The sequence below is a fragment of the Ferrovibrio sp. GW821-FHT12E11 genome, from assembly GCF_058806975.1.
In genome coordinates this window covers 557,864-583,899 of record NZ_JBXAQG010000001.1, presented here as the reverse complement: position 1 = coordinate 583,899, position 26,036 = coordinate 557,864, and the positions used below count along the sequence as shown (strand labels likewise).

Here is a 26,036-nt window from a genome sequence, read left to right as displayed (position 1 = left end):
GCCGGATGGCGACCATAGGTTAAGGTCGGCAGGCCTAGGGGACGTCGTGGAAAAGAATCTCTACAGCTTTATCCTGAAATACAGTCTGAAACAGCAGGTGATCATCACTGTGCTGTCGGTCCTGTCTTTCGTGCCGTATTACTATTACCTGTCGATGCCCAAAACGATTGTCAATCAGGGCATCCAGGGGAAGGACATCAGCTTCCCGGTCGATCTGTTCGGCCTGGGCTACCCGCTCGATCACACCATGTACCTGATGGTGCTTTGCGTCGGGTTCCTCGGACTGGTGCTGGTCCAGCAGGGCTTCAAATACGCCATCAATTATTTCCAGGGCGTGGCCGGCGAGCGCATGTTGCGCCGTCTGCGCTATGATCTCTACGCCCAGATCCTGCGCTTCCCGCTGCCGACTTTCCGGCGCACCAGCCAGGGCGAGATCATCCCGATGGTGATTGCCGAAGTGGAGCCGATCGGTGGCTTTATCGGCGAAAGCTTTGCGTTGCCGATTTTCCAGGGCGGCATGCTGCTGGTGATTTTCGGCTTCCTGCTGGTGCAGAATCCCCTGATGGCCTTCGCCGCCGTGGCCCTGTATCCGGTTCAGTTCTATGTCGTGCCGCGCATGCAGGCCAAGGTGCGGGCCCTGGGGCGTGAGCGGATCAAGAACCAGCGCCGGCTGTCAGACCGCATCGGTGAAACCATCAGCGGTGTAACCGAATTGCACACGCATGACGCTTCCAACCGCATGCTTTCGGAATTTTCCCGCCGCCTGAGCTTCAGCTACTGGATCCGGGTCGAGATTTTCCAGCGCAAGTTCATGATCAAGTTCCTGAACAATTTCATTCAGCAGCTAGGTCCGTTTTTCTTTTACGCAATCGGCGGCTATCTCACGATCCGCGGCCAGATGGATGTGGGTACGGTTGTCGCCGCCGTGAATGCGCATAAGGAAATGGCGGCGCCTTGGAAGGAATTGCTCAACCACTACCAGACGCGCGAGGACGTGAAACAGAAATACGAGCAGGTCATCAGCCAGTTCGAGCCTGACGGCATGCGCCCTACCGATGACCAGCATGCGGAGCCCGAGCAGCCGGTGGTTCTGGCCGGCCCAATGGCGACCTCTGGCATTGTGCTGCATGACGACCAGGGCCTTCCGGTGCTGGAGAATGTCAATCTTTCGCTGCCCTGGCCGGCGCGCGTCGCCATTGTTGGCGACCATGGTCGCGATGAAATGCTGCAGGTTCTGGCCCGCACGCTGCTGCCCGTGCGTGGTAAGGTCGTTATCAACGACCAGAATATTGCCGATCTGCCCGAGACTGTGACAGGCCGGAAGCTGGCTTACGTCGGACCGTCCAGCTACGTCTTTAACACCAGCCTCGGCGATAACCTGTTCCTCGGCTTAAGGCATCGGCCCAAACATCCACGCCAGTTGCAAGGCGATGACTTGCGCCGTTTCGAGCGCGAGTTGGCCGAGGCGCTGGCATCAGGGAATTCGCCGTACGACCCCGACGCCGATTGGACGGATTATGAGGCGGCGGGCGCCAAGACGCCGGAAGACATCACGGGTATCGCCATCGCGGCGCTGAAAGCGGCGGCCTTGGAAGAGGATGTCTATCAGATCGGCATGCGCGGCACGGTCGATCCCGAGGCCAAGCCGGATGTGGCCGAGCGGGTGCTGGCGGCGCGCCGGTCCTTCCGCGAGAAGCTGACCAGTGGCGCCCTGGCGGACCTCGTCGAAAGCTGGGATCCGGAGCGCTACAACAGCAATGCGACGGTGGCCGAGAATCTCATGTTCGGCACGGCTCGCAATGGCGTCTACAACGAAGACAGCCTGGCCCGTGATCCGCATGTGCTGGGCGTTCTGGATCAGGTCGGGCTGCGGCGGCGGTTCCTGGAGATCGGTTACGAAGTGGCCGGTACCATGGTCGAACTGTTTGCCGATCTGCCGCCAGACCATGCTTTCTTCCAGCAATTCAGCTTCATTTCCTCCGACGACCTGCCCGATTACAAGGACATGCTGATGCGGGTGAAGCCCGAGGCATTGGACCAGGTGTCGGAGGAAGATCGTGTGCGACTCATGTCGCTGCCGTTCAAGCTGATCCTGGCCCGGCATCGCCTGGGGCATTTCAATGATGCGGAGCGCGCCAAGATTCTGGAGGCGCGCCGCATCTTTGCCGAGACTCTGCCTGAAAACCGCCGAGATGCGATTGCCTTTTTCGACCCAGAGCATTTCACCGTATCGTCCAGCATCGTCGACAACATTTTGTTCGGTCGCGTGGCTTATGGTCAGGCCCAGGCGCAGGAGAAGATTGGTCGCGTCATGGCCGATGTGGTCGAGCAGCTTCAGTTGCGTGAGCCGATCATTGCCGTTGGTCTGCAGTTCGAGGTCGGCATTGCCGGCGGCCGTCTCAATGCCGGCCAGCGCCAGAAACTGGCCATCGCACGTGCGCTGCTGAAACGGCCGGACTGGCTCATGCTGTCCGAGGCGACGGCCGCAATGGATCCGCGCAGCCATGCCGCTGTCATCAAAGCCGTGGTCGATATGCGCAAGGATGCAGGCCTGATCTGGTCTCTGCAGCGCGCTGCCGATGCGGAACAATTCGACCTTGTAGTCATGCTCGAAAACGGACAGGTCAGTCAGGTCGGGGCGTTTGCGGAGCTGCGTGACAGAAGCAGTCGATTCAAGCAGATGCTGGCGCCGACCTGAATATGCGAAATATGAGGAGAATGCGTCATGAGTTTGAATGAAGAAGTCGAACTGCTGCGGCGCATTCCGCTTTTCGCCAAGATTGAACCTTCGAAGCTGAAGCTTCTCGCTTTTACCAGCCAGCGTTTGACCTACAAGGCGGGCGATGTGCTGTTCCATCAGGGCGATCCCGGCGATGCGGCCTTTGTCATCATCGGCGGCGAAGCTGACGTCGTGGTGGACACGCCTGGTGGTCCCCTGAAGGTGGCGCATCTGAAGCAGAATGATTTTGTCGGCGAGATCGCCATCCTCTGCGATGTGCCGCGTACGGCGACGGTGACCGCTTCCAACGAGGTGACGACCCTGCGGATCGAGAAGGATCTGTTTTTCCGGCTGATTGCCGATTTCCCGCAAATCGCCATCGAGATTATGCGCGTGCTTGCACAGCGCCTGGAGCGCACGACGGCGGACCTGCGTGAATTGTCGGCGCGTGCGAAGGGCTGACGGCAGGTGAGCCGCCTCGACAGCTTTATCCGTCGGTTGACGGCGCAGCGCGAGATACTCAACTGGGCCATTGCCGAAATTGCGTCTCGCGATGGGCTCGTGCTGGAAATTGGCCTGGGCAATGGCCGGACCTACGATCATCTGAAGGCTGGCCTGGATGCCGGGCGTATTTACGCTTTCGACCGGGCGAACAATGCTAATCCGCGGTCGATCCCATCCGAGGACCGCCTGATCCTGGGCGAATTCTCCGATACGCTGCCGGCGTTCGCGGCCCGGCATCCCGGCGCCGCCACTCTGGTGCATAGCGACGTAGGGCTTGGCGATCCGGAAGCCAATGCGAGACAGGTTGTGCAGATGAGTGGGTGGTTACCACCGCTGCTGGCGCGGGGTGCGCTCTTGCTCAGCGATCAGAAACTGACGCATCCTGACTTGGCATTACAGCCGCTACCGGTTGCGATACCGGCAGACCGCTATTTCTTTTATACCAAGATCTGATTGAGTGATGGAATACAAACCGTAGATTCAATAATCAGCAGGCAGGCTATGTCGGAAGCAAAGAAGCAGAAAATTGCCATCCTTGGCGGCGGCGTGGCCGCACTGACCAGCGCTTTCTATCTGGCGACAAGCCCCGGCGCGGCTGAGAAATACGACATCACCATTTACTCGATCGGCTGGCGGCTGGGCGGGAAATGCGCGACCGGCCGCAATCCGGAATTCGGGCAGCGGATCGAGGAGCACGGCATCCACGGTTTCCTCGGCTCGTATTACAACACCCTGTCGATGATGACCGAATGCTACGACAAGCTCGGGCGTCCGCCGGGACAGCCGCTCGCCACGTTCCAGGAAGCGTTCTATCCCGTGGACAGCATCCTGTGCTGGGAATTCCGCGACTACCGCTGGGTGAACTGGCCGATCAACGTGCCGCGCAATTCGCTGGAGCCGTGGCAGCCGACCTCGATGCCGACGCTGCAGCACTGGGTCACCGCGATCGTCGATTTCCTCAACCATTTTGCCGACCATCATCCGTCCGGCGCCACGTTCACAGAGAATCTCCAGCTCAAGGCCGCCGGCGTCATGCTCAAGGGCCTGAGCAGTCATATGGCGGCGATGCAGCGCGGCGACGCCGGGCCGCTGCAGAAGGGCATCGAGCAGTTCCTCGATTTCTTCAAGAAGGCGGCCGAGCATCTGGTTGTCGACAATGACCCGCTGCGCCATCTGTACATCACGCTGGACTATTTCCTGACCATGCTGCGCGGCATCCTGGCGGATGACGTGCTCAACAAGGGCTTCGATTTCCTGGACGACGAGAATTTCTCGGACTGGTTCGCCCGCCATGGCGGCTCGATGCTGATGATTTCCTCGCCGCTCAGCCTGAATACGCCGAACCTGTCCTACCAGTATCCCGATGGCGACACGACGCGACCGCCGGCGATGGCGGCCGGCGCCTATCTGCACTGGACGCTGCGCGAATTCGCCTATCTCGGGTCATTCGGCTGGCTGTTCGCCGCCGGCACAGGCGATACCGTGGTGGCGCCGCTCTATCTGGTGCTAAAGCGGCTCGGTGTGAAATTCGAACTGTTCCACAAGGTGCGCGAGATCACCGCGACGCCGGACGGCAAGGGCGTGGACGAGGTGGTGTTCGACCTCCAGGCCACGTTGAATGACCCCGAAAAGGGCTACGATCCCCTGATTGAGCTGCCGCTCAAGGCCTATGGTGGCAAGACCCTGCCGGTCTGGCCGGACCGGCCGCGGTATGAGCAGCTTATCCAGGGCGAAGAGATGAAGGCCGCCAAGGTCGATATCGAAAGCTACTGGACGCCGTGGAAACCGGTGGGCGAAAAGCGCATCAAGGTTGGTCGCGACGTGGATACGGTGATCTGCGCGATTTCCATCGGCGCGCTGCCGGTCCTGGCACCGCAGCTGATGCAGGCCAATCCGAACTGGCCGCCCATGGTCGACAAGATCAAGACCGTGCAGACCCAGACGCTGCAGATCTGGATGAATCGCACGCTCAAGGACATGGGGCTGCCCTTCGTTTACAAGAACTACGACCGGCTGATCGGCGCTACCTTCGTCAATCCGATCGATGGTGTGGCCGATTTCACCGACCTGATCCCGGTGGAGGACTGGCCCGAGGACCACATGCCGCAATCGCTGCTGTATTTCTCCGGCGCCGCTCCGCAGTACGATGCGCAGCCGCCCTTCAGCGATCACGACTACCCTAAGCGCGAATATGCCCGTGTGAAGGCGCAGGCGCAGCAGTATCTGCAGGCCTGCATGGGGGCGCTGCTGCCCAAATCCACCACCAACGCCGTGAACCCACCCGGCGACCAGATCGGTTTCGATTTCGGCCAGCTCGTCTGCCCCTACAACGACACCACGACGCTGGGCGTGGCGCGCCTGGGTCAGCAGTTCTGGAAGCCGAATATCGATCCCACCGAACGCTACGTGACCTCGCCGCCGGGCAGCACCAAATACCGGCTGAAGGCCTGGGACTCAGGCTTTAATAACCTGGTGATCGCCGGCGACTGGATTTATACCGGCCTCAATGTCGGCAGCTTCGAGGGTGCCTGCATGGGCGGCAAGCTGGCGGTGCATGCCATCGATCCGGCCGCGATGCCGCTCGACAAGGTCTACGGCTATCCGCCGGCCCAGGGCCCCAAGGCGACCAGTCTCTGATGGCCGGCGGTCGGCCCGGCGCGCTCAATCTTTTAACCGACGTGCCTGGCCTGCAGGTCGGCCATGCTGTCGATGAATCGTTGCGCAGCGGCGTCACCGTCATTCTGCCGGACCAGCGCGCGGCCTGTTCGGTCGATGTGCGCGGGGGCGGTTCGGGCACGCGTGAGACCGACCTGCTGCGACCCGAGGCCGCCGCAACCGCGGTGGACGCCGTTTGTCTCTCCGGTGGTTCGGCCTTCGGTCTCGATACCGCGTCAGGGGTCATGCACTGGCTGGCCGAGCGCGGTCGAGGCGTCATGGTGCGTGGGCATGTCGTACCGATTGTACCGGCTGCCATTCTGTTCGACCTGGCCAATGGCGGCGACAAGGCCTGGGGCCAAGAACCGCCTTACCGCTCTCTAGGCCGCAAGGCGTGTGACGCGGCGGCTGCGGGCGGTTTTCCGCTGGGCAATGTCGGTGCGGGGTATGGCGCCATGGCCGGCCAGTTGAAGGGCGGGCTGGGCAGCGCATCCTGGGTCGAGACCGATGGACTGGTCGTTGCGGCGCTGGTGGCGGCCAATCCGGTGGGCAGTGTGCTGACCCCGGGCAACCGCAGTTTCTGGGCCGCACCCTGGGAGCAGGGAGCCGAGTTCGGTGGTCTGGGATTCGAAGCTGCCGCTGTCGATCTGGGGATCGCGGCGGAATCGCGTCTGGCGCAGGCCGGTGCCCATACCTGTATCGGCGTGGTGGCGACGAATGCCCGGCTCGACAAAAGTTTTTTGCGCCAGATTTCAGTCATGGCGCATGACGGGCTGGCCCGCGCCGTGCGGCCGGTTCATACGCCGTTTGATGGCGATACGCTCTTTGCGCTGGCGACCGGTGCATGGCAGGATAGCAGCAGTGCCGCTGACCCATCCTGGCTGGTTGCCCGGATCGGCAGCATCGCTGCCGATTGTGTTGCCCGTGCCGTTGCGCGCGGCGTCTGGGCGGCAGAGCCGCTGGGCGCCTTGGACAGCGCCCGGCATGCGGTGGCGAAGGCAAGGAACTCGTAAAGGAGACGATCATGCAGGGCTGGAAAGTATTTGGCATTGCGCTCGGAGTGACCGCGTCGCTCACGGCGGCTCAGGTTCTGGCGCAGACGAAGAAGGATGCGCTGGTGCTGGCGATGACCCTGGAACCGCCGGGTCTCGATCCCACCATTGCGCCGGCTGCCGCCATCGGCGAGGTGACGCATTACAATATCTTCGAAGGCCTGACCAAGATTGCCGAGAATGGCGAAGTGGTCCCGCTTCTGGCTGACAGCTGGACGGTTTCACCGGATATGAAGGTCTTCACCTTCAAGCTGAAATCCGGCGTAAAATTCAATGACGGCACGACCTTCGATTCAGCCGATGTGAAATACGCCTTCGAGAAGTATGCCGGCGAAAAGAGCACCAACAAACGCAAGGCGGTGTTCACCAATATTGCCTCGATTGAAACGCCGGATCCGTTGACCGCGACGGTCACGCTGAAAACCACCGATCCGACATTCCTGTTCAGCCTGGGCGAAAATACCGCCGTTATCACCGCCCCGGAATCGAGTGAGACCAACGCCACCAAGCCGGTCGGCACCGGACCCTATAAGCTGGAGCAATGGGTGAAGGGCGATTCCGTAACCCTGACGGCGGCCGATACCTATCGCAATGCCGGCGCCATCAAGATCAAGACGGTCAAGATGCGCTTCATCAGCGATCAGGGCGCTCTGGTCGCAGCGGTTCGCGCCGGCGACGTCGATGCGGTGCCGATCGGCATCACCGGCGAAAACGTGCGCGAATTCGAGAAGGACAAGCGTTTCAAGGTGACCGCCGGTTCGACCGAAGGCGAGACCATGGTCATCATCAACAACAAGCGCAAACCGTTCGATGACGTGCGGGTGCGCCGTGCGCTGACCTATGCCATCGACAGGGAAGCCGTGGTCGAGGCGGCCTCGGCCGGTTACGGGAAGGTGATCGGCAGCCACTTTCCGCCGCATGATCCCGCCTATGTCGACCTGACCAAGCAGTATACCTACGATCCGGCCCGTGCCATCGGCCTGCTGAAAGAGGCCGGCGTCAGCAATCTGGAAGTCACACTGCGTCTGCCGCCGCCGCCCTACGCCCGCCCGATCGGCGAGGTGGTGCAGGCCATGCTGTCGCAGGTTGGCATCAAGGCCAAGATCGAGAATGTCGAATGGGCGCAGTGGCTCGACGGCACCTTCAAGAACAAGAATTTCGACCTGACCGTGATTAGTCATGTCGAACCGAATGATTTCGTCAAATATGCCGAGCCTGAATATTACTGGCAGTATGACAGCCAGAAAGCCAAGGATCTGATCGCCAAGGCGAACTCGACCCTGGACAAGGCGGAGCGTACCAAGGCTCTGCAGGACCTGCAGCGGCTGCTGGCCGACGATGCGGTCAACGTCTTCCTGTACAACCTGCCGCGTCTGGGTGTGTACAAGCAGGGCCTGACCGGCTTCTGGGTCAATGCCCCGATCTTCGTCAACGATCTGACGGCGGTTGCCTGGCAGTAAAAGAATTCAGGCAAAGAAAAAGCCCGCCGGCAAAACCGGCGGGCTTTTTTTATCTCGTCTCTGCGCCGGATCAGCGCACGAAGACATGCACCTCGTTCGTGGCCGACTGCACATTGCCGCCGGCGGAAACATTCACGCGGCTGGCCGGCAGACCCATATCGGACAGTGAGCGCAGCACGCGGTCCGCATTACGGCGGGCCTGGTTCTGGTTGCTGGCCGTCTGCGCCTGGGTGCCGGCGCCGGCGACGGCCACCACGTCGAACACCGCATTTGGCTTGCGGGCCAGGGCCTGCGAGACGGCGTTGTACAGGGCCTGCTGATAGGGCACGTCGGCGCGGTCGAAGCGGATGACAACCAGCGGGGTGCGGCCATCGGTGCTGACCGGGCCGGCAGCATCGGCGGCAGCAAACTGCTGGGCGCCGGCATAGAAATTGGCGCGATTGCCCAGGCCCGGGCCAAGCAGTTCGCCCTGTTTGATCGCGGCGGACAGCGTGGTCAGGTTGGTGCGTTCGGCGCCGATGTAATTGGTCTGGCGGGCAACATCCTGGCTGACCTCGCCCAGCACGCGGTCGATCAGCACGACGGTGCGGGCGGTTTCGTCCTCCAGCACGGCGAGCTGACGATGGTCTTCATCGATGGCGCCGGAGAGGCTGTAGCTCGATTTGATCGACTGCAGCAGGTAGGTCGACATCGCGGAATCGGCGGCCACCTGATTGGCCAGATTGCTCAGATTGCCGACATCGGCCGACATGCGGTCGAGATCGACCTGGGCCTGGCCCCACTGGCTGACCAGAATCGGGTTACCCGGGGTGGTGCCCATCTGCAGGCGGGTCGACACGGCAGCGACCGTGCCGTGGTAGCGCTGCGAATTCTGGGTGGCGCTGGTGCGGATACCCTGCAGCTGCTGGTTCCGCTGGGTCACCTGACCCTGCAACTGGGTCAGTTCGGTGCGCATCTGCTGCACCTTGGTCCCGACGAAAGTGCCGGTCGGCTGGCCGGGCGTAACGCCCGGGGGCACGAAATTGGTGGTGTTCAGGCTCGGCGGGCTGAGGGTCGGATTCGGGTTCGCCTCTGCGGCCGACGCAGGAATCTGCTGGCGATAGGTGTTCGTGCCGGCCGGGTCTTCACCGGTCAGGGAAGGCCAGAGTTCGTCGCCGACATAGGAGCAGCCTGACAGCAGCAGAGCGATGGAAACGGTGCCGACCGAGGTCAGACCGCGACGACGCTGCACCGGATTACGAACATAATTTGCCATGCCACGCCGTCTCGCGTTGATGTTTAGGACTGTTGTCTGCTGGCCTGGAGGCCCCCCGCCACGACAGGATCGCGCCGCCGAAAACGGTCGACTCAAACCTGCTGCGAACAGCGGCATTCTAGGGTTCGTCAATAGCGCCCGCAAGCACCATCTTCCTGTAGAATCCGAGGCTTGCGCCTGTTGCCAACAATCCGGGCTTGGCCCTTGCATCCCCCCGGTGAATTGAGTAGGTTCCGCCCCCGTTGCGGTATCACCGCGTGTGCGCTCGTAGCTCAGCTGGATAGAGCACCAGACTACGAATCTGGGGGTCAGGAGTTCGAATCTCTTCGAGCGCACCATTTTTTCAATGACTTAAAGAATGCCGCTTCTCCCGCAGGGGTTCTGCCGGGGGTATTTTGCGAAATTATAGCTTCCCTGGCATTTGCCATTCTGGGAAGTCGGGCTGGTGGATTTGGCTCCCGGTCAATTCCGCAAAAAGCTGCCCCCGAGTCGGTGGAGTAGCGCCTGAGCATTTCCGGGGCAGTCTCCCAAAATGGCGAACTGTCACGCCCCACCATTTTCAGGCTTTTTACCGTCGCCCGGCAGGCGTCTTTTCCGCTCTGCCGAGCTTCCAGGTTCGCCCATCCTCAAGTGTCACCGGCCAGCGGCGTTTCGCCACCTCGGTGCCGCGCGCCGTGCGATGGGCCGGCACGATCAGGGTGCCGCTGCCATCGCGGCGCTGCCTGAATTCTGCAATCACGGTGATGTCGTCGGAGAATTCCAGCGACACATAGGTCGTGTCCTTGTCCGGCAGGGCGAGGGTGGATTTTGCCAGCGGGACGGGATGTAGCTTTTGGCCGGGATAGAGATGCGAATGTCCGCTGGCTGCCCGGACATAACGGTTCATGAGGGGCGCTATTCTTCCAGCGCGGTGCAGACGATTTCCATGGTCTGCAGCACATGCTCGCGCGCCAGCTTCTCGGCGCGATCGCCGTCATGGGCCTGCAGAGCCTCCAATAGCTGCTGATGCTGCACATGCGATACATCCAACTGCTCGCCGGAGAAGATGATCGGGTCCTGCATGTTCCAGTAGTGGAACTGCGTCTTTTCGTGGAACTGCAGCAGCATCGGATTCTGCGAGGCCTGCAGAATCTTCTGGTGCAGTAGCTGGTTCATGCGGTTCAGCGTCTTGCGCGTCGGGGTATTGGGCGGGACCATTTCGCCAATCAGCGTAGCGATCTCGGTCAGCTCGGAATCGGTGATGCGTTCGGCTGCCAGGCGCGTGGCATAGCCTTCTATTGCGATGCGGCTCTCGAAGATCGCTTTCACGCCGGCGGTATCGACCGTCTGCACGACCCAGCCGCGATCGCGAACCACGAAACCTTCGCCCTGCAGCCGCAGAAGGGCTTCGCGCACCGGTGTACGACCGGCATCTAGATTGGCCGCGAGGTCTTCTTCCACCAGACGGGCGCCGGGACGCAGGTCGAGCGAAAGGATTCTGGTGCGCAGTTCGCGATGGACGCTGGATGCCTGCAGGTCTGCCGAATTCTTGCGTGTCATGATTCGCCCCTAAGCACTGATCCAGCCATGATTCCGGGCCGCCAAACAAGACTGCGACACGCGGCGCCGATCAACGGACCAGCGCGTATATTTTTTCATATACAGAATTATATACTCCACGGCGAGCGCGAAGTGAAAAGGCCCTGCGAGCATGAGTTTATTGGCGGTTTTTCGGGTTAATATTTTCGTATACAAAGACATATATTTTTGTAAATATTGAGTCGTATTCACGATTCAGCAAGGATCATTCGATGTTCTATTTCGCATACTGCACTTGGCTCAACGACCCGGAAATCCGCCGTTACATTCCGAATTGCAAGCTGATCACCAAGGCCTATGCGGCCAACTACCGCCTGCAGTTCCATGCCGCCGGCGATCGCAAGGACCGCGGCTGGTGCCATCTGAACGGCGTGATGGATGCATGGGGCGAGAAATGCCTCGGCGCCGTCTTCGAGGACACCAGCGGTTTCGCCGAGGACTACGACGATTTCGAGCGTTTCGCGCTCACCGTCCATGGCGACGACGGCAAGACCTACGACTGCTGGACCTACCGCCTGATCACGCCGGGCATCGCGATGCGGCCGCCGAATTTCTACTGGCAGCATATCCCGGACGGCCTGAAGGCGATGAAATTCCCGGCCGACTATATCGCCAAGGTGCAGGCCACCTTCGATGCGGCGGCTGAATGCCCGCGTGCCGACCGGCCAAATCCATCCGCCATTCCGGGCAAATCTGCCGCCAGCCGATAGTCCAAACCATCAGGCAGGACCGTTATAAAAACAGGGGGTGCATCATGTTCAAGAAAATCGCGTCTGTCGTCTTTACCGTTTCCATGGTTGGCCTGGGGGGGATGATCCAGGTTTCAACTGCGCATGCTCAGGTCAAGCTTTCGCCTGAGGTGCTGGCGCTGATTCCGGCCGAGATCAAGCAGCGTGGTACGTTGCGCGTCGGCTCGCAGCAGACTTTCCCGCCGGTGGAATTCCGTGAACCGGGCAAAACGGAAGTCACCGGTGCCAGCGCCGACCTGCTGGTTGAAGTGGCCAACCGGCTTAACCTCAAGCTCGATTACATCCAGTCGGAATATGCAGCCCTTATTTCCGGCGTCGAAGCCGACCGCTTCGATATCGCATCGGGGGGCATCAGCGACACGGAAGAGCGCGAGCAGAAACTCGACTTCGTCAATTACATGCAGTCGGGTGGCAGCATCATGGTGCTGGCGGCCAGTACCGATAAATTCGACACCATCATGGATTTTTGCGGCAAGGGCATCGCCACGATGCTGGGCGGCCGCACGATCATGACGGCGGTGGAAGCGGCTTCCGAGCGTTGCACCAAGGATGGCAAGCAGCCGATCCGTGCCGAACAGCTGCCGACCGCGCCGGATTCGCGCATGCAGCTCGATCTCAAGCGGGTGGAAGGCTATATCGGCGACTTTCCGGCGCTGGTCTATATGGGATCGCAGTTCCCGGGGCGCTACCGCATCGTCGGCGGCAACTACATGTTGACGCCCTACATTACCTCTTGGGCCTTTGCCAAGAATCGCGCCGGCCTGCGCGATGCTGTGCAGAAGGCGACCCAGAGCATGCTGGAAGATGGCACTTACAAGAAGATCCTCGAGAAATGGGGCGTCGGTGGTGCGGCTTTGCCGGTCATCACCGTCAACCTGCCGTCGAGCAAGCGGTAACACTGTGAGGTAGTGTGCCGGCCGTTGTCATGGCCGGCACTGTCGTCGGCGGTTCGGCCGGGTGTTCCGAGGGGCAGCCGGCCGGATCGAACCAGAGGCAGGGTGGTGTGCTATAACGCCGTCATCCGCGTCCCATTCCAGAGGCTAGTCCCGTGACTCCTTCCCTCCGCAAGCCAGCGCATCCGACGCGCCGCGTCGTGCATCGCCGGCACTGGGGTGCCTGGCTGTTCGGCATCATCGTGCTGCTGCTGCTGGGTGCCATCGTCAATGCCGGCATCAAGTCGAAGGTGGTAGATCCCGGCATCTTCCTTGATTACGTCTTTAGCAAGAACATCCTGATCGGCGCCGGCAATTCGATCATGCTGGGCACGGTGGCTTTGCTGCTGGCAGTCGCTGTTGGTTTGATCGTGGCGATCATGCGGGTCAGCGGCAATCCGATCCTCGTCGGCTTTGCGGCGACATACGTTTATCTGTTCCGCGGCACACCCATGCTGATTCAGCTGATCTTCTGGTTCAACGCGTTTCCGATCATGTTCACCGACCTGCATATAGGCATTCCGTTCACCGATATCGTTCTGGTGAATGCGCCGATGACCAAGGTGATCACGCCCTATGTGGCAGCCCTGGCGGGTTTAAGCCTGGCTGAAGGCGCCTATATGGCCGAAATCATCCGTGGCGGTTTCCTTGCGGTCGACCAAGGCCAGCGCGATGCGGCCCGCTCGCTCGGCATGACCGGGAATGCGGTAATGCGCAAGGTGGTGATCCCGCAGGCGGCGCGCATCATCGTGCCGGCCACCGGAAACCAGTACATCATGCTGCTGAAATCGACTTCGCTGGCTTCGGCCATCGGCTATCTCGAACTGCTGCGCATCAGCACGGATATCTACGCGGCGAACTTCCGCGTCGTTGAACTGCTGGCCGTCGCCGGCTTCTGGTACCTGGTGATGACGGCGGTGGCCACCGCGTTGCAGACCACGCTCGAAAAACTCTATCCGCACCGGTAGGCCGCCATGACCCAGACTCCTGTGGCTATCGAACTGTCTGGCTTGACCAAGTATCGCGGCACCCAGGCGGTGCTGCGCGATGTCAGCTTCACCGTGCCGCGCGGGCAGGTGGTTGCCGTGCTGGGGCCTTCGGGTGCCGGCAAGTCGACGCTACTGCGTTGCATCAACCATCTGGAGACCATCGACGGCGGCAAGATCTTCGTCGAGCAGCAGCTGATCGGTTATCGCGAAGAGGCCGGCGTGCTCTACGAACTGGCCGACCGTGATATCAGCCTGCAGCGCCGCGGCATCGGTATGGTGTTCCAGAGCTTCAACCTGTTCCGACATGTGACCGTGCTCGACAATGTAATGTCCGGCCCCGTGCATGTGCTGCATATGCCACGCAACAAGGCCGAAGTGCTGGCGCGCGGCCTGCTGGAACGCGTTGGTCTGCAGGAAAAGGCCGGGGCCTATCCCAACCAGCTATCGGGCGGCCAGCAGCAACGCGTGGCGATTGCCCGCGCGCTGGCGATGTCGCCCGCCGTCATGCTGTTGGATGAGCCGACCAGCGCGCTCGATCCCGAACTGTCGCAGGAGGTGATCGCAGCGATCCGTCGCCTGGCCGATGACGGCATCACGCTGATGATCGCCACCCATGAAATGGCATTGGCGCGGGATTTCGCCGATCGCGTGCTATTCATGGTCGATGGCGCGCTGGTGGAAGACGCGCCGGCCAAGCAGTTCTTCAGCGATCCGCAGCATGAACGCAGCCGGCAGTTCCTCTCGCGCATGAGTGCGCATTGATTTTCCGAGCATAAGGGTATTGTCATGTCGCCGTTCAAACAGCTCCATCACATCTGCATCGTCGTCCACGATCTCGCCTCTTCCGTTGCCTATTACGAGAAGCTGGGAGTCGGGCCATGGTATGATTATCCCAAGGGCGGCAAATACGAATTCTTCGAGGTGCCGAACAAGGCCGCCTCGGATGGCATGCGCTACAAATGCGTCGATCTCGACAATGTGCAGATCCAGCTGTGCCAGCCGCCGGAACTGGACTCACCGCAGCGCCGCTTCCTCGATACTCATGGCGAGGGCGTCTATCACCTGGGCTTCGAGGTATCGGACCGCGACCAGGCCGAGGCTGCCGGCCGCCAGCTCGGCCTTGGCGTGGTGGCGCGTGGCAAGCGCGTGGATGGTTCGGGCTTTGCCTATTTCGATACGCGCGAAGGTGCCGGCGTGGTGTTGGAAATCCGCAAGACCGCCTGACCCGAATATCGGCGCAACTGGATGAATGAAGGTTGCGCCTTTTGAAGACTAAATCTAGCGGAAAAGCACTGGGTAAGTGCTGAATAAGTTGGCGCGTTCGGATTAATAATATTGTAAACCAATAGCTTAATAAATTTCTCAAGGTTGCGCCTTTCGTGTTGACTCGGTTGCGCCTTTTGACCGATGGTCTCGCCAGAAGGGCCTTGAAACAGGCCTGAGTCGTAGGGCGGGAGCGGCGCGTGCCAGTCACCACAATCGGCGTAAAGATTGACGAAGACCTCAAGGCCCGACTGAAACGGGCCGCCGACGGCATCGGGCGCTCGCCGCACTGGCTGATCAAGCAGGCGATCTTCTCGGTGCTGGAAAAGGTCGAGCGCGGCGATGCACTGGATGACCTGTTCGCCGACAGCAAGGCGACTATCGACCTGTCCGATGCCCCGGCCGGGCAGGATGCCATGCAGCCGCCCTTCCTGGAATTTGCCCAGACCGTGCAGCCGCAGAGCGTGCTGCGGGCGCAGATTACCGGCGCCTATCGCCGGCCCGAGCCGGAATGCCTGCCGCAACTGATCGCCGAAGCGACGTTGCCCAAGCCGGTGACGACGCTTGCCCGCGATCTCGCCCGCAGGCTGGTCGAGGCGTTGCGCGCCAAAAGCCAGTCTGGCGGCGTCGAGGGCCTGATCCACGAATACTCGCTGTCCAGCCAGGAAGGCGTGGCACTGATGTGTCTGGCCGAAGCGCTGCTGCGCATCCCGGATCGCGCCACGCGCGATGCGCTGATCCGCGACAAGATCGGCATCGGCGATTGGGAGGCGCATCTGGGGCACAGCCGTTCGATGTTTGTCAATGCTGCCACCTGGGGCCTGCTGATCACCGGCCGCCTGACCGCGACCAGCAGCGGCAAGTCGCTGTCGGGTGCACTGACCAAGCTGATCGCCAAAGGCGGTGAGCCGCTGATCCGCAAGGGCGTCGATATCGCCATGCGCATGATGGGCGAGCAGTTCGTGTCGGGCCAGACCATTGCCGAGGCGCTGGCCAACAGCCGCAAATGGGAAGCACAGGGTTTCCGCTATTCCTATGACATGCTGGGTGAGGCGGCGACCACGGCCGCCGATGCCCAACGCTATTACGCCGATTACGAACAGGCGATCCATGCCATCGGCAAGGCGGCGGCCAGGCGCGGTATCTATGAAGGCCCCGGTATTTCGGTGAAGCTTTCGGCGCTGCATCCGCGTTACAACCGCGCCAATCTGGAGCGCGTGAAGGCCGAGTTGCTGCCACGCCTTAAGGCGCTCACTCTGCTGGCGCGGCGCTATGATATCGGCCTCAATATCGATGCCGAGGAGGCAGATCGTCTCGAAATCTCGCTCGACCTGCTGGAAAGCCTGTGCTTCGACCCGGATCTGGCCGGCTGGAACGGCATCGGCTTTGTCGTGCAGGCCTATCAGAAGCGCGCACCCTTCGTACTCGACTGGATCATCGATCTAGCCCGCCGCAGTGATCATCGCCTGATGGTGCGTCTGGTGAAGGGTGCCTATTGGGACAGCGAGATCAAGCGCGCCCAGGTCGATGGCCTGGAAGGATTCCCGGTCTATACGCGGAAAGTCCATACCGATGTGTCGTATCTGGCCTGTGCCCGCAAGCTGCTGGCGGTACCCGATGCGGTCTATCCGCAATTCGCCACCCATAATGCGCAGACACTCAGCACTATCCATGCGATGGCGGGCGAGAACTATTATACCGGCCAGTATGAGTTTCAGTGCCTGCATGGCATGGGCGAACCGCTGTATGAAGAGGTCGTCGGTCGCGAAAAACTGAATCGACCCTGCCGCATCTACGCCCCGGTCGGCACGCATGAAACCCTGCTGGCCTATCTGGTACGTCGCCTGCTGGAAAACGGTGCCAACACCTCCTTCGTCAACCAGATCGCCGATCAGGCGATTTCTCTCGACAGCCTGATTGCGGACCCGGTCGAAACGGCCATGGCGATCCAGCCGCTGGGCGCGCCACATCCGAAAATCTCCCTGCCGCGCGACATGCTGGGCAAGCGCCGCAACTCTGCCGGCATCGATCTTTCCAACGAACAGCGTCTCGCATCATTGTCTGCCGCGCTGCTGTCGAGTGCCGATCACAGCTGGCGTGCGGTGCCACTGCTGGCGGACGGCGCCGTGGAAGAGGGGGATGCGCAGGTGGTGCGCAATCCGGCCAACCGCAGCGATATCGTCGGGTATGTGATCCCGGCCAGCAATACGCTGGTGACACTGGCAGTGGATGGCGCTGTGGCCGCGGCACCGATCTGGCATGCCACGCCGCCGGCCGAACGCGCGCAATGCCTGTTGCGTGCCGCCGATCTGCTGGAAGCGCGTATGCCACAGCTGCTCGGCCTGATCGTGCGTGAAGCCGGCAAGTTGCTGCCCAATGCCATCGGCGAGGTGCGCGAAGCCATCGACTTCCTGCGCTACTATGCCGAAAGCGTGGCGCATGATTTTTCCAATGACACGCACCGCCCACTCGGGCCTGTGGTTTGCATCAGCCCGTGGAATTTCCCGCTGGCGATCTTCACAGGCCAGGTGGCGGCGGCGCTGGCCGCGGGCAATGTCGTGCTGGCCAAGCCGGCGGAAGAAACGCCGCTGATCGCTGCCCAGGCCGTGCAAATCCTGCGTGAGGCAGGGATACCGGCCGGTGCCGTGCAGCTGCTGCCCGGTGATGGCCGCGTGGGTGCCGCATTGGTGGGGGATACTCGTATCCGTGGCGTGCTGTTCACCGGTTCCACCGAAGTGGCGCGCCTGATCCAGAAACAACTGGCGTCACGGCTCACGCCCGATGGCAAGCCGATCCCGCTGATTGCCGAAACCGGCGGTCTCAATGCCATGATCGTCGACTCTTCTGCGCTGCCTGAGCAGGTGGTGGCTGATGTGCTGGCCTCGGCTTTCGACTCTGCCGGTCAGCGTTGCTCGGCTTTGCGTATTCTGTGTCTGCAGGACGATATCGCCGACCATGTGCTGACCATGCTGAAGGGCGCCATGGCCGAACTCGCTATCGGTTCGCCGGATCGCCTCTCGGTCGATGTCGGCCCGGTGATCACCGCTGCTGCGCAGCAGTCGATACTGGGCCATATCGAGACGATGCGCGGTCGCAAATGCCGCATCGAACAGCTCGCTCTGCCGCCGCAGGCCCGTCATGGCACTTTCGTGCCGCCGACCCTGATCGAACTGGCCAGGGTTTCCGACCTGAAAGCGGAAGTCTTCGGTCCGGTGCTGCATGTTGTGCGCTATCGCCGCGAATATCTCGACGCTCTGATCGGCCAGATCAATGCCTCGGGTTACGGTCTGACCTTCGGCCTGCACAGCCGTATCGACGAGACCATCGCCCATGTCACCCAGACGGTCGAAGCGGGCAACCTTTATGTGAACCGCAATATCATCGGCGCCGTGGTGGGCGTGCAGCCCTTCGGCGGTCATGGCCTTTCGGGTACTGGGCCCAAGGCCGGCGGCCCGTTGTATCTGCGTCGCCTCCTGGCGGCGGCGCCCGCCGTGACCGGACTGGCAGGTAAGAGCATGAAGGATTCTACTGACAATCAGGGTGCGGCCGGGTATCTCGCCTGGCTGATCGGCAAGGGCTATGCGGATGAGGCGCGTCGTTGCCAGGAGTATGTCGTCCGCAGTCCATTTGGCTTTGCCCGTGAACTACCTGGCCCGGTGGGTGAGCGCAATGTCTATGCGCTGTTGCCGCGCGGTGGCGTGCGCTGTGTGGCGCGGTCGTTGTCTGGCCTGCTGCAGCAGGTGGCCGCCGCTTTCGCCACCGGCAATAATGTCCTTCTGACCGAAGGCACGCCCTTTGCCAATATCTTCGATAGCCTGCCTGACGATCTGCGTGCACGGATCAGCATCGATAACAGCAACACCGATGTTGCAGTCGTGTTGTTCGAAGGCGATGGCGATGCCTTGAGCCGGCTGGCGCAGACTCTGGCCGGACATGCGTCGCCGCTGCTGCCGATCTTCAGCGTGTCGGGCAGTTCGGTTTCGACCAATGACGATTATCCGCTCGAATGGCTGGTGACCGAACGCACGGTCAGCACCAACACCACCGCGGCCGGTGGTAATGCCAGCCTGATGAGCGTGGGGTGATATTTCTAACGCTTCACATTTCATGATTTCTATTCATTAAATATCGAATTCATATCATTTGATTCAGGTATCGATCTTTTCGCATCCTGCCTCTCCAGGTAGGAACGCCGATGACAGTCCATCCAACAATCGCGCCGCCGCATCCCGATCCGCGGCCGCCCGTGTTTCGTCTGCCGTCCGGCAGTTGCGACACCCATTGCCATATCTTCGGGCCCAACAGCCTGTACCCTTATGTGCCGGAGCGGCCCTACACGCCGCCCGATGCGCCGCTGGCGATGTTCAAGGCGCTGCATGCCCGGCTGGGCGTCGAGCGTGCCGTCATCGTCAATGCGACGCCGCATGGGCGCGACAACCGTGTTGTCACCGATGCGATTGCACAGAGCAACGGCCGCTACAAGGGCATCGCCAATGTCGATGAGAGCTTCAGCGATGCCGAACTGGCGGCACTGAACACCGCTGGTATCAAGGGCTGCCGCTTCACCTTTTTGCCGCGTCTCGGCGCCTTGCCCGACATGGATGCCTTCGGCCGTATCATGCGCCGTATCGCGCCGCTCGACTGGCATGTCGACCTCTACCTGCCGGTGACCGGGCTGGAGCCTTTCCTGCCGATCCTGGCCGGCCTGCCGGTGGCCTACGTGATCGATCACATGGGCGTGCCTGATGCGGCGGCCGGCATCGACCAGCCAGGTTTTCAGACATTGCTGCGGCTGTTCGAACGCGACCGGAAATGCTGGGTCAAACTGACCTGCCCCGAGCGGGTTACCGCCACCGGCGCGCCGTTCCACGATGCCGCGCCGTTCGCGCGCCGCCTGATCGAGATCGATGCGGATCGCGTGCTCTGGGGCACCGACTGGCCGCATCCCAATGTGACGCTGATGCCCGACGACGGCGACCTGGTCGATCTGGTGCCGCTGTTCGCGCCGACAGCGGAGCTGCAGCGCAAGCTGCTGGTCGACAACCCGACGCGGCTGTTCGGCTTCACGGTCTGACTCATAAAAAAACATCGGAGCGAAACGCATGATCCGGAAAGCGGCTGTCATCCTCGGGTTACTCGCCACCGCCATCGGTGCGGCACAGGCGGAAACCTATCCCAGCCGTCCGATCCGCGTGACGGTACCGTTTGGCGCTGGCGGTGTGGCCGATATCACCGTGCGGCTTGTCACCGAGAAGATGGGTGACAAGCTGGGCCAGCGTTTTGTCATTGAGAACCTGCCTGGCGCCGGCGGCGGCCTGGCCGCCCAGCGTGCGCTGGCGGCGCCGGCCGATGGCTATACGCTGGCACTGTTCAGCAACGGCACGGCGGTCAGCGTGCCGCTATTCAAGAGCCTGCCTTTCGATCCGGTGAAGGATTTCGTGCCGATCTCCACCATGGGCACCTTCGATTTCGTACTGGCCGGCAATGGCGCGGCGGCCTATCGCGGCTTAGGCGATTTCATCAAGGCGGCGCAGGCCAAGCCGGGCACCCTGAATATTGGCACCATCAATGTCGGCAGCACGCAGCATCTCTCGGGCCTGCTGTTCGCCAGCGAGGCCAAGATCAAGGTGGTGATGGTGCCCTTCCGCGCCACGCCTGATGCCCTGGTCGGTCTGCTGCGCAACGATGTCGATCTGGTGATCGACTCCTATGCCTCATTGAAATCTGGGTTGGACGACAAGCGCCTGATTGCGTTGGCCACCTCGGGTGCCGCGCGGTCCGAGCTGCTGCCGCAGACGGCTACCGTGGCCGAGCAGGGCGTGCGCGGCTACGACGTCACGTCTTGGAATGCTTTGTTCGCTCGCGCTGGAACGCCGGCCGAGGGGGTGGCGCTGCTGAACAGGACCATGCGCGAGGTTCTGACCGACGATGGGCTGAAGAAGCGTCTGCTGGAACTGGGCATCGAGGCCAAGGCCAGCACGCCAGAGGAACTGGGCAAGCGGCTGAAGGATGATATCGCGCGGTGGTCTGTGGTGATCGACTCAGCCGGTGTGCCGAAACAGTAACGTGGAAGAGGAGTGGGCGATGCAGGATAGCATCCGCTGCATGATGATGCGGGGCGGCACCTCGAAGGGGGCCTATTTTCTCGCCGAGGACCTGCCGGCCGATATCGCAGTACGCGATCGCATCCTGCTGCAGGTGATGGGCTCGCCCGATGTGCGCCAGGTCGATGGCATCGGTGGCGCCCATCCGCTGACCAGCAAGGTGGCGATCGTATCGCGCTCCAGTGACCCGGCCTGCGACATCGATTTTCTGTTCTGCCAGGTCAGTGTGAGCGAGCCGGTGGTGGATACGACGCCGAACTGCGGTAACATCCTGGCCGGCGTGGCGCCCTTTGCCATTGAGCGCGGCCTGATCAAGGCCGGCAGTCCGGAAACCCGGGTCAAGGTGAAGACCATCAACACCGGTACGATTGCCGATATCCTGGTGCAGACGCCGGATGGCAGCGTTGTTTATGGCGGCGATGCGCACATCGACGGGGTGCCCGGCACGGCGGCGCCGGTTGCCATAGATTTCCTGGATGCAGCAGGCTCGGTTTGCGGCAGCTTGCTGCCAACCGGCAACACGGTAGACCGCGTTGCCGGCGTGGATGTCACATTGATCGACAATGGCATGCCGGTCATTGTGCTGCGCGCCGATGCGGTGGGTCGCACCGGCTACGAGCCGCGCGACCAGCTCGACAAGGACGTGACGCTGAAGGCACGGCTGGAGGAGATTCGCCTTGCCGCCGGACCCTTGATGAACCTGGGTGATGTGTCGAAACGCGTGGTGCCCAAGATCGCGCTGGTGGCGCCACCGCAGACGGCGGGTGGCCATCTGTGTACCCGCAGCTTCATCCCGCATGAATGCCACGCCTCGATCGGTGTTTTCGCCGCCGTGACGGTGGCCACCGCCTGCGTGCTGCCCGGTTCGCCGGCGGCCAGTGTCACGCGGATTCCCGTCGGCCCGGTCAAGGTGATGTCGGTAGAGCATCCGACCGGCGAATTCACCGTGCGGCTGGAAGTGGATGAGAGCGGCAACCAGCCGGTGATCACCCGCGCCGGCCTGCTGCGCACGGCGCGCGCCCTGTTCGACGGCCGCGTCTTCCTGCGCGGCGCCGCGTAAATCAAGTGGTGAGGAGAGTGTTGCATGGCTGAGAAAACAGGTCTCGTCGTCACGGCCCATCCGGGCGATTTCGTCTGGCGCGCCGGCGGCGCCATCGCACTGCATGTGAAGCAGGGCTATCGCGTCAAGATTGTCTGCCTGGCCTATGGCGAGCGCGGCGAGAGCCAGTGGGCCTGGAAGAAGGCCGGGGTGAAGCTGGAGGACGTGAAGGCGCAGCGCCGCGAGGAATCGCAGAAGGCCGCCGAGGTTCTGGGTGCTGAGATCGAATTCTTCGATGCCGGCGATTATCCGCTGCGCCAGACCGACGAGATGCTGGATCGGCTGGTCGATATCTACCGCGAAGTGAAGCCGAAATTCGTGCTGACCCATGCGCTGGAGGATCCATATAACTTCGACCATCCGCTGGCCGCGCATATCGCGCAGGAGGCTCGCATCATCGCCCAGGCTGCCGGCCACAAGCCCGATCCCGAGCGTGCCTATACCGCGCCGCCGGTCTTCCTGTTCGAGCCGCACCAGCCCGAGCAGTGCAATTTCAAACCGCAGGTAATCCTGAATATCGATGAGGTCTGGGAGACCAAATACAAGGCCTTCCAGATTCTCGCCGCGCAGAAGCACCTGTGGGAATACTACTCGCGCGTCGCGCTCAACCGCGGCATGCAGGGCGGCCGCAATGCCGGCATCGCTATGACCTATGGCGAGGCCTATCAGCGGCTGTTCCCCGCCGTCGTGAGTACGCTGTCATGAAACCGGTCGTCGTCCGCAACATTCCGCGCGTCGATCAGGCCACGGTGGATGTGCTGGCCGGGCTGGGTGTTTCCACCAGCCACGAGGCCTCGAGCCGTTCCCCCAACCTGATGAAGACCTATATGCGACCGATCTGGCCGGGCGCGCAGGTGGCCGGCAATGCGGTCACCGTGCTGGCGCAGCCAGGCGACAACTGGATGCTGCATGTGGCCGTCGAGCAGTGCCAGAAGGGTGACATCCTTGTGGTGGCCTGCACGACGGAGAACAGCGACGGCATGTTCGGCGACCTGCTGGCGACGTCGCTCAAGGCCAGGGGCGTGGTCGGCCTCGTGATCGATGCCGGCTGCCGCGATGTGAAGACGCTGCGCGAGATGGGTTTCCCGGTCTGGTCAAAGGCGATCAATGCGCGCGGCACCGTCAAGGCGACGCTGGGTAGCGTGAATGTGCCGGTGGTCTGCGCCGGGGCTCCGGTCAATCCCGGTGATGTCGTCGTGGCCGATGACGACGGCGTGGCGGTCATCCCGGCCGCCGATGCCGCGACGGTCGCCAAGGCCGGTCAGGCCCGCGAAGCCAACGAAGGCGAAAAGCGCGCAAAACTGGCCTCGGGCGTGCTGGGCCTCGATATGTACAAGATGCGCGAGGGACTGGCGGCTGCCGGACTGGTCTATGTCGATCATCCCTACAAGGGGAACTGATGTCATGACCAATCATCCACGTATTGCCTTCATCGGTTTCGGCGAGGCCGCGCAGGCTTTCACCAGGGGGTGGCGCAATGAGGCGATGCCCTGTTCGGTCACGGCCTACGATCTGTTGCTAGACGATCCGGCCCGGGCCGAGGGCAAGCGGCGCGAGTGTGCAGCGCTGGGCGTGACGGTGGCCGTAAGCGCCACGGCCGCAGCGGAATCCGCCGATATCGTGATCTCCGCGGTGACCGCCGACCAAGTGATCCAGGCGGCCGCCAGCATTCTGCCCGCAATACGGCCTGGCCTGCTGTTTCTCGACATCAATTCCGCCGCCCCGTTCCGCAAGACGGCGGCCGCCCTGTCGTTGGCCGAAGGCGGTGTCGAAACAGTTGATGTCGCGGTGATGGCGCCGGTTTATCCGAAACTGCACAAGACGCCGCTGCTGCTCAGTGGCGCGGGTGCGGCCAGGGTGGCGCCGATTCTGACCGCGCTGGGCATGGACCTGGAAGTGGTGTCAGATGAGTCGGGCGATGCCTCCACCGTGAAGATGGTGCGCAGTATTGCAATCAAGGGCATCGAAAGCGTTGTGATGGAATGCATGGTTGCCGCCGTAAAGCTCGGCGTCGAGAGCCGCGTGGTGCCGTCAATCAGCGATTATCTGTCGAAAAAGGATTTCGCCGCGCTGGCCAATCATGTCATGGAGCGTGTGGTGGTGCATGGCAAACGCCGCGCCGCCGAGATGCGAGAGGTGGTCGATACGCTGGAAGCTGCCGGTCTGAGCCATTTCATGCCGGCGGCGACGGCGGAGCACCAGCAGTGGGTTGCCGATCTCGATCTTGCATCACGCTTTGCCGGCCCGGTGCCGAAAGATGGACGCGCCATCGCCGCTGCCCTGCTGGTGCGGCAGACGGCACAGTCGTAAACTCTTCGCTGTTCCTTTTACCAACGGTTCCATGCCATGGCCCGCATCATCGGCTCGATCGCCACCTCGCACACGCCCACCATCGGATTCGCGCATGACTGGAAAACGAAGGATGATCCGGTCTGGGGTCCGATTTTCACGGCCTATGAACCGATCCGCGACTGGATCGCCGACCGGAAGCCCGATGTGTTCTTCGTGATCTACAACGATCACATCACGTCCTTCTTCTTTGACCATTATTCGGCTTTCGCACTCGGCATCGGCAACGAATACAAGGTTGCCGATGAAGGCGGCGGTGCCCGTGACCTGCCACCGGTCGGCGGCCATGCGGCGCTGGCACAACATATCGGCGCATCGCTGATGGCCGATGAATTCGATATGTCGTTTTTCCAGAACCGCGCTCTGGACCACGGCTGCTTCTCGCCGCTGTCCATGCTGATGGAGCACAAGACGGGCTGGCCAGTGCCGATCATCCCGCTGCAGGTTGGCGTGCTGCAGTTCCCCATTCCGAGCGCGCTGCGCTGCTGGAAGCTGGGGCAGGCGCTGCGTCGCGCCATTGAGAGCTATCCAGAAGACCTGAAAGTCGCGATCCTGGCTACCGGTGGGCTGTCGCATCAGGTGCATGGCGAACGTGCCGGCTTCAACAACACCGACTGGGATATGGAATTCCTGGAATTGTTCGAGAAAAATCCGCAGAAACTGACGCAGATGACCCATGCCGAATATGCCACCCTGGGCGGCATGGAAGGCTCGGAAGTGATCATGTGGCTTATCATGCGCGGCGCCATGAACGAGAAGGTCAGAAAGCTGCACCAGACCCATTACCTGCCGTCCATGACCAGCATTGCCACGGCGATCTACGAGAACGCTGAAGATATCGTACCGTCGCAGGAGGCCGTCGCCGCCCAGCGCACCCATATCGATCGCCAGATGGCGGGTGCGGAAAAGCTGGAAGGCACTTACCCCTACACATTACAGCGCAGCGTGAAGGCGCATCGCATCAACCGGTTTCTGCACGATCTGGTCATCCTGGCCCATCGCGAGGCTTTTCTGGCCGATGCCGATGCGGCTTTTGAAAAGGCAGGCCTGTCGGTGGAGGAGCGTGACCTGATCCGGCGGCGCGACTGGCGTGGCCTGATCCACTATGGCGCAATTTTCTTTGTGCTGGAAAAGCTCGGTGCGGTGACGGGCATCTCTAATCTGCATATCTATGCCGCCATGCGCGGCGAGACGCTTGAGGATTTCCAGAAGACCCGCAATGCGCCGGGTGCCCTATATTCTGTTGCCGGCAAGAGCGCCGGGGCGCAGAGCTGGGATAAGCCGGCCAAGACATAAGCGCCCGGCGATGCTAAACAGGATGCCACACG

Annotated in this window: 22 protein-coding genes and 1 tRNA gene; 20 read left to right on the top strand and 3 right to left on the bottom strand. The window is 61.8% G+C overall.

Features of this window, described 5'->3' with window-relative positions; genetic code table 11:
• Positions 1 to 46: 46 nt before the first annotated feature.
• From AC1ROT_RS02930 to AC1ROT_RS02905, 6 genes are read left to right on the top strand one after another with little or no spacing between them, the layout of a single operon-like run.
• Positions 47 to 2,698, top strand: coding sequence for an ABC transporter transmembrane domain-containing protein (locus tag AC1ROT_RS02930; protein WP_492997157.1), 2,652 nt, complete (start codon positions 47 to 49; stop codon positions 2,696 to 2,698).
• Positions 2,699 to 2,725: 27 nt separating this feature from the next.
• Positions 2,726 to 3,181 carry a cyclic nucleotide-binding domain-containing protein gene (locus tag AC1ROT_RS02925; RefSeq protein WP_492970221.1) on the top strand — a complete coding sequence of 152 codons (456 nt, stop codon included), beginning with the start codon at positions 2,726 to 2,728 and terminating at the stop codon, positions 3,179 to 3,181.
• Between the two features lie 6 nt (positions 3,182 to 3,187).
• Positions 3,188 to 3,676, top strand: a complete 489-nt coding sequence (locus tag AC1ROT_RS02920) for a class I SAM-dependent methyltransferase (protein WP_492997156.1) — start codon at positions 3,188 to 3,190, stop codon at positions 3,674 to 3,676.
• 48 nt (positions 3,677 to 3,724) lie between these two features.
• The gene (locus AC1ROT_RS02915) at positions 3,725 to 5,860 is read left to right on the top strand and encodes an NAD(P)-binding protein (protein WP_492997155.1); all 2,136 of its coding nucleotides are present in this window, start codon (positions 3,725 to 3,727) and stop codon (positions 5,858 to 5,860) included.
• A complete protein-coding gene (locus AC1ROT_RS02910; RefSeq protein ID WP_492997154.1) occupies positions 5,860 to 6,891 on the top strand; it encodes a P1 family peptidase in 1,032 nt (343 codons plus the stop codon). The genes AC1ROT_RS02915 and AC1ROT_RS02910 overlap by 1 nt, the downstream gene beginning before the upstream one ends.
• Before the next feature lie 11 nt (positions 6,892 to 6,902).
• Positions 6,903 to 8,390: an ABC transporter substrate-binding protein gene (locus AC1ROT_RS02905; protein ID WP_492970225.1), complete on the top strand. Its 1,488-nt coding sequence runs from the start codon at positions 6,903 to 6,905 to the stop codon at positions 8,388 to 8,390.
• Positions 8,391 to 8,460: 70 nt separating this feature from the next.
• Here the strand turns inward: AC1ROT_RS02905 and AC1ROT_RS02900 are convergent, their stop codons facing one another.
• Positions 8,461 to 9,645 (bottom strand): hypothetical protein, encoded by a 1,185-nt coding sequence (locus AC1ROT_RS02900; protein ID WP_492970226.1) that lies wholly within the window; start codon positions 9,643 to 9,645, stop codon positions 8,461 to 8,463.
• A gap of 261 nt (positions 9,646 to 9,906) precedes the next feature.
• On the opposite strand from AC1ROT_RS02900, the gene AC1ROT_RS02895 reads away from it, so the two are divergent.
• Positions 9,907 to 9,983: transfer RNA gene (locus AC1ROT_RS02895), tRNA-Arg, on the top strand.
• A gap of 230 nt (positions 9,984 to 10,213) precedes the next feature.
• Here AC1ROT_RS02895 and AC1ROT_RS02890 read toward each other — a convergent pair.
• Both AC1ROT_RS02890 and AC1ROT_RS02885 read right to left on the bottom strand, forming a co-directional pair.
• Positions 10,214 to 10,531 carry a hypothetical protein gene (locus tag AC1ROT_RS02890; protein WP_492997153.1) on the bottom strand — a complete coding sequence of 106 codons (318 nt, stop codon included), beginning with the start codon at positions 10,529 to 10,531 and terminating at the stop codon, positions 10,214 to 10,216.
• An 8-nt stretch (positions 10,532 to 10,539) separates the two neighbouring features.
• Positions 10,540 to 11,184, bottom strand: coding sequence for a GntR family transcriptional regulator (locus AC1ROT_RS02885; protein ID WP_492997152.1), 645 nt, complete (start codon positions 11,182 to 11,184; stop codon positions 10,540 to 10,542).
• Positions 11,185 to 11,435: 251 nt separating this feature from the next.
• Here AC1ROT_RS02885 and AC1ROT_RS02880 point away from each other — a divergent pair, with 251 nt between their 5' ends.
• From AC1ROT_RS02880 to AC1ROT_RS02820, 13 genes are all read left to right on the top strand, one after another.
• Positions 11,436 to 11,933, top strand: a complete 498-nt coding sequence (locus AC1ROT_RS02880) for a gamma-glutamylcyclotransferase family protein (RefSeq protein WP_492970229.1) — start codon at positions 11,436 to 11,438, stop codon at positions 11,931 to 11,933.
• A 44-nt stretch (positions 11,934 to 11,977) separates the two neighbouring features.
• Complete coding sequence (locus AC1ROT_RS02875) at positions 11,978 to 12,868, top strand: ABC transporter substrate-binding protein (RefSeq protein ID WP_492997151.1); 891 nt, start codon at positions 11,978 to 11,980, stop codon at positions 12,866 to 12,868.
• A gap of 152 nt (positions 12,869 to 13,020) precedes the next feature.
• The gene (locus AC1ROT_RS02870; protein WP_492970231.1) at positions 13,021 to 13,872 is read left to right on the top strand and encodes an amino acid ABC transporter permease; all 852 of its coding nucleotides are present in this window, start codon (positions 13,021 to 13,023) and stop codon (positions 13,870 to 13,872) included.
• Positions 13,873 to 13,878: 6 nt separating this feature from the next.
• Positions 13,879 to 14,655: an amino acid ABC transporter ATP-binding protein gene (locus AC1ROT_RS02865; RefSeq protein ID WP_492997150.1), complete on the top strand. Its 777-nt coding sequence runs from the start codon at positions 13,879 to 13,881 to the stop codon at positions 14,653 to 14,655.
• Between the two features lie 24 nt (positions 14,656 to 14,679).
• Positions 14,680 to 15,117, top strand: coding sequence for a VOC family protein (locus AC1ROT_RS02860; protein WP_492997149.1), 438 nt, complete (start codon positions 14,680 to 14,682; stop codon positions 15,115 to 15,117).
• A gap of 239 nt (positions 15,118 to 15,356) precedes the next feature.
• On the top strand, positions 15,357 to 19,241 hold the full coding sequence (putA, locus tag AC1ROT_RS02855) for a trifunctional transcriptional regulator/proline dehydrogenase/L-glutamate gamma-semialdehyde dehydrogenase (protein WP_492997148.1): 3,885 nt from the start codon (positions 15,357 to 15,359) through the stop codon (positions 19,239 to 19,241).
• Between the two features lie 110 nt (positions 19,242 to 19,351).
• The gene (locus tag AC1ROT_RS02850; protein WP_492997147.1) at positions 19,352 to 20,230 is read left to right on the top strand and encodes an amidohydrolase family protein; all 879 of its coding nucleotides are present in this window, start codon (positions 19,352 to 19,354) and stop codon (positions 20,228 to 20,230) included.
• Positions 20,231 to 20,258: 28 nt separating this feature from the next.
• Positions 20,259 to 21,221, top strand: a complete 963-nt coding sequence (locus AC1ROT_RS02845) for a Bug family tripartite tricarboxylate transporter substrate binding protein (RefSeq protein WP_492970236.1) — start codon at positions 20,259 to 20,261, stop codon at positions 21,219 to 21,221.
• A 19-nt stretch (positions 21,222 to 21,240) separates the two neighbouring features.
• Complete coding sequence (locus AC1ROT_RS02840; RefSeq protein WP_492997146.1) at positions 21,241 to 22,320, top strand: 4-oxalomesaconate tautomerase; 1,080 nt, start codon at positions 21,241 to 21,243, stop codon at positions 22,318 to 22,320.
• 24 nt (positions 22,321 to 22,344) lie between these two features.
• On the top strand, positions 22,345 to 23,064 hold the full coding sequence (locus tag AC1ROT_RS02835; RefSeq protein ID WP_492970238.1) for a PIG-L deacetylase family protein: 720 nt from the start codon (positions 22,345 to 22,347) through the stop codon (positions 23,062 to 23,064).
• Positions 23,061 to 23,759 carry a 4-carboxy-4-hydroxy-2-oxoadipate aldolase/oxaloacetate decarboxylase gene (locus AC1ROT_RS02830; protein ID WP_492970239.1) on the top strand — a complete coding sequence of 233 codons (699 nt, stop codon included), beginning with the start codon at positions 23,061 to 23,063 and terminating at the stop codon, positions 23,757 to 23,759. Before AC1ROT_RS02835 ends, AC1ROT_RS02830 begins: the two co-directional genes overlap by 4 nt.
• Positions 23,760 to 23,763: 4 nt before the next feature.
• Positions 23,764 to 24,669, top strand: coding sequence for a DUF1932 domain-containing protein (locus AC1ROT_RS02825; protein ID WP_492997145.1), 906 nt, complete (start codon positions 23,764 to 23,766; stop codon positions 24,667 to 24,669).
• 36 nt (positions 24,670 to 24,705) lie between these two features.
• Entirely contained in the window at positions 24,706 to 26,004 is a 1,299-nt protein-coding gene (locus AC1ROT_RS02820; protein WP_492997144.1) for a gallate dioxygenase, read from the top strand.
• Positions 26,005 to 26,036: the final 32 nt, after the last annotated feature.